The 6,235-nt window shown below is 62.6% G+C and carries 5 protein-coding genes; 4 read left to right on the top strand and 1 reads right to left on the bottom strand.

Going from position 1 to position 6,235, the window contains the following annotated elements; all coding sequences use genetic code 11:
• From ABIV12_RS10200 to acnA, 3 genes are all read left to right on the top strand, one after another.
• On the top strand, positions 1-344 hold a 344-nt coding region (locus ABIV12_RS10200; protein ID WP_348058877.1), incomplete at its 5' end, for an aminomethyltransferase beta-barrel domain-containing protein.
• On the top strand, positions 337-960 hold the full coding sequence (gene hflD, locus ABIV12_RS10195; protein ID WP_348058876.1) for a high frequency lysogenization protein HflD: 624 nt from the start codon (positions 337-339) through the stop codon (positions 958-960). The genes ABIV12_RS10200 and hflD, both read left to right, overlap by 8 nt.
• Positions 961-1,102: 142 nt before the next feature.
• Positions 1,103-3,853 (top strand): aconitate hydratase AcnA, encoded by a 2,751-nt coding sequence (gene acnA / locus ABIV12_RS10190; RefSeq protein WP_348058874.1) that lies wholly within the window; start codon positions 1,103-1,105, stop codon positions 3,851-3,853.
• Between the two features lie 78 nt (positions 3,854-3,931).
• Here the strand turns inward: acnA and ABIV12_RS10185 are convergent, their stop codons facing one another.
• Positions 3,932-4,360 (bottom strand): hypothetical protein, encoded by a 429-nt coding sequence (locus tag ABIV12_RS10185; protein ID WP_348058872.1) that lies wholly within the window; start codon positions 4,358-4,360, stop codon positions 3,932-3,934.
• Positions 4,361-4,518: 158 nt separating this feature from the next.
• On the opposite strand from ABIV12_RS10185, the gene ABIV12_RS10180 reads away from it, so the two are divergent.
• Positions 4,519-6,210 carry an AMP-binding protein gene (locus tag ABIV12_RS10180; protein ID WP_348058870.1) on the top strand — a complete coding sequence of 564 codons (1,692 nt, stop codon included), beginning with the start codon at positions 4,519-4,521 and terminating at the stop codon, positions 6,208-6,210.
• Positions 6,211-6,235 lie beyond the last annotated feature (25 nt).

The following is a 6,235-nucleotide window of genomic DNA, read 5'->3' as shown; positions in this document are numbered from 1 at the left end:
TTTCGACCAACGTGCTGTATGTCGCGCAAGGCAATGCAAGCCACTGGCTGAGCTCGCGCACGCTTGGAGCAAGCGGGCTTCGCTGGATCGATGAAACCGCGCCCGCTGCGTCCTTTCGCTGTGCGGCGATGACCCGCTATCGGCAGCCAGGCCAGCCGTGCCGGGTCGACGTGGACGGCGACACCTGCCGCGTCCACTTCGACGATGCGCAACGCGCCGTCACCCCAGGGCAGTCGGTGGTGTTCTACGACGGCGACGTCTGCCTGGGTGGCGCAGTCATCGATTGGAGCGACGCACCGTTCGGTGGCCCGGACGTCACCGCCCTGGGTCACGCCCATGCGTGAGTCCCGTGTCATTGCCCTTGCTGGCGTGCTGCAGGCGTGCCGCGTCGTAAGCGAAATCGCGACCCACGGAAAATCGGACGCGGTCGCCGCAGAGACGAGCCTGGCCAGCGTCTTCCGGATCGACGCCGACAGCGCTGCAGCCGTTTTCGGCGGCGTCGCGGGCACGCGATTCGGGCTGGAGACCCTGCTCAGCCAATTCGACAGCAAGGAGCGCGACCTTCCTCTGACGCGTCTCGTTCTTGGTGTTCTGCGGCTGGAACGGCGTCTATCGCGCAACCCGCGCATGCTCGACGCATTGCGCACCGGCATCGAACGGGTGCAGAGGCAGGTGGATCATTTCGGCCTTGCCCACGCGACCGTGCAGGCCCGCCTTGCGGAGCTGTACGTCGACACGCTTTCGCAGCTTCGTCCTCGAGTGATCGTCCACGGAAATCCGGTCAATCTGTCCAATGCGCAGCTGGTCGAACAGATCCGCGCGCAACTGCTCGCGGCTGTTCGCGCGGCCGTGCTGTGGCGCCAGGTCGGCGGAAGCCAACTTCGACTGCTGCTGCGCCGTCGCGAATACGCGATGCTCGCGCGCGGCCTGCTCACGCGCAGCACCCTCGATCGGGGCTGACACGGGCGCGCTCAAGCGCAATGTCGCAGTGCGGCATGCAGTTGAGCGATAATGGTGGACCCATATCCGGTCCCATCGGGATCGCGCCGCTGCGCATCGCCGCAATTCCCCGCGAGCACCGCCAGCAAGCCAGGAGCTCCACATGACCGACTCGTTTTCGACCCGGGACACCTTCGAGGTGAACGGCAAGCGCTATCGTTTTGCGAGCCTTGAAAAGCTCGGCCAGCGCTTCGACCTCAAGCGCCTGCCTTATTCGATGAAAATTCTTCTCGAGAACCTGTTGCGCCATGAAGACGGCGTCAATGTGACGTCGAAGGAAATCGAGGCGGTGGCGAACTGGAGTCCGACCGCGGAGCCCGACACCGAAATTTCCTTCATGCCGGCGCGCGTCGTGCTGCAGGACTTTACAGGCGTTCCCTGCGTGGTGGATCTGGCAGCGATGCGCGACGCGGTCGTCAAACTCGGCGGCGACGCGACCCAGATCAACCCGCTCGCGCCGGCCGAACTGGTCATCGACCATTCGGTGCAGGTCGATGCGTTTGGTTCGTCGTCGGCGCTGGAGCAAAACGTCGAGATCGAGTTCGAGCGCAACCAGGAGCGGTACTCATTCCTGCGCTGGGGCCAGAAGGCGTTCAACAACTTCAAGGTCGTGCCGCCGCGCACCGGCATCGTCCATCAGGTCAATCTGGAACACCTTGCCCGAGTGGTGTTCACGGCGGAAAAGGACGGCGAAAGCTGGGCCTATCCGGACACCGTATTCGGTACCGATTCGCACACGACGATGATCAACGGCCTCGGCGTGCTGGGCTGGGGCGTCGGCGGCATCGAAGCGGAAGCCGCGATGCTCGGTCAGCCGTCATCGATGCTGATTCCACAGGTGGTCGGCTTCCGCCTGAGCGGCAAGCTTGGCGAAGGCGTGACTGCGACCGATCTGGTGCTGACGGTGACGCAGATGCTGCGCAAGCTCGGCGTCGTGGGCAAGTTCGTCGAGTTCTTCGGAAGCGGCCTCAGGCATCTGCCGCTGGCCGACCGAGCAACCATTGCCAACATGGCGCCCGAGTATGGCGCAACCTGCGGCATCTTCCCCGTCGATGCGGAGGCGCTCGCCTATTTGCGCCTTTCTGGACGCGACGCGGGACACGTCGCGCTGGTCGAGGCCTACGCAAGGGCGCAGGGCATGTGGCTCGATGACGATTCTGTCGAACCGACATTCACGACGACACTGGAACTCGATCTCGGCGACGTACGTCCCTCGATGGCTGGTCCCAAACGACCGCAGGACCGCGTGTTGCTCGAAGATGTGCAGAAGAGTTTCCTCGACGCGGTCGGGCCGTTGACGGCGAACCGCAAACCGCGCGATGAAGACACCGCCAGCTTTGCCAATGAAGGCGGCGCGACCGCTGTCGGCAATCTCGCCAATACGCTGGTCAATGGCAGCGTTCGTGTGGAGCGCAACGGCGAGACGTTCAGCCTCGGCGATGGTTCAGTGGTGATCGCGGCGATCACATCGTGCACGAACACCTCCAATCCAGCCGTGATGCTGGCCGCCGGCCTGCTGGCGAAAAAAGCGGCTGCGCGAGGATTGACCTCGCAGCCGTGGGTGAAGCCGTCGCTTGGACCGGGTTCGCTGGTCGTCACCGACTATCTTGAAAAGACGGGATTGCTGAAGGAACTGGAAAAAGTCGGCTTCTACGTGGTCGGCTACGGTTGCACCACGTGCATCGGCAATTCCGGACCATTGCCCGGCGAAATCAGCCGTGCCATCAGCGAGGGTGACCTCGCCGTGGCGTCGGTGCTGTCAGGCAATCGCAATTTCGAAGGCCGCGTGCATCCGGAAGTGAAAATGAACTACCTCGCGTCGCCTCCGCTGGTTGTGGCGTATGCGCTGGCGGGCACGCTGGACATCGACCTGACGAAGGATGCCCTCGGTACCGGAAGCGACGGCCAGCCCGTCTATCTGAAGGAGATCTGGCCAACCAACAAGGAAGTGTCCGATACGATCGCCGGCGCAATCAACCCTGCGATGTTCGAGAAAAACTACGCCGACGTCTTCAAGGGCGACAGTCGCTGGAACCAGATCGCCTCACCGGATGGCGCGTTGTTCAAGTGGGACGACTCGACCTACATCAAGAATCCGCCCTACTTCGAAGGCATGAGTGCGCAAGCCGGCACCATCGATGACATCCACGGCGCGCGCGTACTGGGGCTGTTCGGTGACTCGATCACCACCGACCACATTTCGCCGGCCGGTTCGATCAAGAAGGACAGTCCTGCGGGCAGTTTCCTGATGTCGCGCGGTGTCGATCCGAAGGATTTCAACTCCTACGGCTCCCGTCGTGGCAACGATGACGTCATGGTTCGCGGGACGTTCGCCAACATCCGCATCCGCAACCTGATGCTCGACGGTGTCGAGGGGGGATACACGCTGCACGTGCCGAGCGGCGAGCAGCTGTCAATCTACGACGCCGCAATGCAGTACAAGGCCACGAAGACCCCGCTGGTCGTTTTTGCCGGAAAGGAGTACGGGACCGGCTCGTCACGCGACTGGGCCGCGAAGGGCACGCTTCTGCTCGGAGTCAAGGCAGTGATCGCCGAAAGCTTCGAACGCATCCACCGTTCCAATCTGGTCGGCATGGGCGTGCTCCCGTGCCAGTTCATGGACGGGCAGAACGCGCAGACCCTTGGTCTGACTGGCAAGGAAACCTTCGACATCACCGGCCTTTTGGGGGGCGAGTCGAAGGAAGCGGACGTCGGTGCGATTGGTCCGGACGGGAGCCGAAAGACCTTCAAGGTCAAGGTGCTGCTGCTCACGCCGAAGGAACGCGAGTTCTTCCGGCACGGCGGCATTCTGCAATACGTGCTTCGCCAGCTGGCCGCGAAAAAATCGGCCTGAACCGCGGCGTCTCAGTCGATCGGCACGAAACGGCACGCAACGCGCGCCGTTTCGTGATCTCGCAGTTGCGCGCGCGATCTACGGAGACCGCTGCCAACGCGCGTTGTAGCATCTCCATGCTCCGCGCTCGCGACGCCAGCCGGTGTCGAAAGCGAGCGTCGTCTCGCGATTTTCGAACCAGCGTCCACTGGTGTCGGTCACCGTCACGTCGAACCGGGCGACCGCACGGTCACCGAGCATCTCGACGCTGACGCTCCCGAGGTGCACGTTGAGACTGCGCGACGCGAGCAGTTGAGCGCGCACGATCGTTTCGAGCTGTGCCCGGTCGGTTTCGCCGTCGTTGCCACTGAAGTCGTCGCTGACGTGAGCCATGAGATCGGTGGCGCGATGGTTTTCCGCTGCCGCGCCGATCCGGGCGATCGTCAGTCTGATCGCTTCCGCATCGGGTGGGCGAGAACACGCGGTCACACAAAGTGCTGCCAGTACCGTCGCAATCATTCGTACCATACGGTCTTCTCCTTTCCCGCCTACCTTGCATTGCGGCTTGCCGCTGGTTCCAGCGGTGTGATGCAATCGATCGATCAGCGACGTGCGCGAACGCCTGCTGAGCGGATCGTCCGGAACGACCTCACTACACTAGCGCGATCGACACTGGGGAATAACGCATGACGACGCAATCACGGCCGTGGCTGAGCAGCTATCCGCCCGGCATTCCCGCCGAGATCGATCCGGAGCAGTACCGCTCTGTCGCCGCGCTGCTGGAGGAATGCTGCGATCGTTTCCGGCATCGACCGGCCTTCACCAACATGGGGCGGAGCATCACCTACGGCGATCTGGACCGGCTCAGCTCGACGTTTGCCGCGTTCCTGGCCAACGACCTCAAGCTCGCCAAGGGCGATCGCATCGCGATCATGCTGCCGAACGTGCTCCAGTACCCCGTCGTGATCATGGCGGCGCTGCGAGCGGGACTCACGATTGTCAATACGAATCCGATGTACACGCCGCGCGAGCTCAAGCACCAGCTCGACGATTCGGGAGCGAGCGCGATCATCGTGCTCGACAATTTTGCCAGGACTGTCTCGGAAGTACTCGCCGGAACAGCATGCAGGCACGTGATCTGTACAGGCCTTGGCGACATGCTCGGGTTTCCGAAGTCGATCATCACCAACTTCGTGGTCCGGTACGTGAAGAAGCTCGTGCCCGCCTACTCGATTCCCGCTGCGATCCGCTTCAACGACGCGATGAGTCGCGGCAGCAGATCCAGACTCGGCAAGATCGACATCGGACCCGACGACCTCGCGTTCCTCCAGTACACCGGCGGAACCACGGGCGTCGCAAAGGGCGCCATGCTCACCCATCGCAACATGGTGTCCAACATGCTGCAGGCGTATGCGTGGATCAGTCCGAACACGCGCGAAGGCGAGGAAGTGGTCGTCACGGCATTGCCGCTCTACCATATCTTCGCGCTGACCGCCAATTTCCTCACGTTTGCGCGTATCGGCGGCTTCAACCACCTGATCACCAATCCGCGCGACATGCCTGGCTTCGTGAAGGCGATTCGCTCGATCGGGTTTTCCTCCATCACCGGTGTGAACACGTTGTTTGCCGGCCTGCTCAACACGCCCGGTTTCGACCAGGTGGATTTTTCCAACCTGCGCCTCACGCTCGGTGGCGGCATGGCGGTGCAGCGCGCGGTCGCGGACCGCTGGAAGAAAGTGACGGGTCACGCCCTCGCCGAGGCATACGGGCTCACCGAAACCTGTCCTGCCGTCTGCATCAGCCCACTCGATATCACCGAGTACACCGGCTCGATCGGACTGCCCATTTCGTCCACCGACGTGAGCATCCAGGATGATGACGGGCAGATACTGGAGGGCGATGCGGTGGGTGAGCTTTGTGTCCGCGGGCCGCAGGTGATGAAGGGCTACTGGAACCGTCCCGAAGAAACGGCGAAGGTCATGTTCAACGGCTGGCTGCGAACCGGCGATATCGCTCGCATCGACGAAAAGGGATTCGTCTACATCGTGGATCGCAAGAAGGACATGATCCTGGTGTCCGGCTTCAACGTGTATCCGAACGAGATCGAGGATGTGGTTGCGTTGCTGCCCGGGATTCTCGAGGTCGCCGCGGTCGGCGTGCACGACGAAAAGTCGGGCGAAGCGGTGAAGCTCGTCATCGTCAAGAAGGACGCGACCCTCACAGAAGAGGTGATCCGTGCCCACTGCAAGGCCAACCTGACCGGCTACAAACTGCCGCGTTACATCGAATTCCGGGACTCCCTGCCGAAAACCAATGTCGGAAAGATCCTGCGCCGTGAGCTGCGCGACGCCGCGTCCATTCCTGCCACGCCCCACTGATCGAACGGTCGTGAAACCTCGTGAC

The sequence above is a fragment of the Dokdonella sp. genome (assembly GCF_039926425.1).
In the GTDB taxonomy this organism is placed as follows: Bacteria; Pseudomonadota; Gammaproteobacteria; order Xanthomonadales; family Rhodanobacteraceae; genus Dokdonella_A.
The sequence above is the reverse complement of the archived record's forward strand: the minus strand, read 5'-3'. Positions and strand labels throughout refer to the sequence as shown.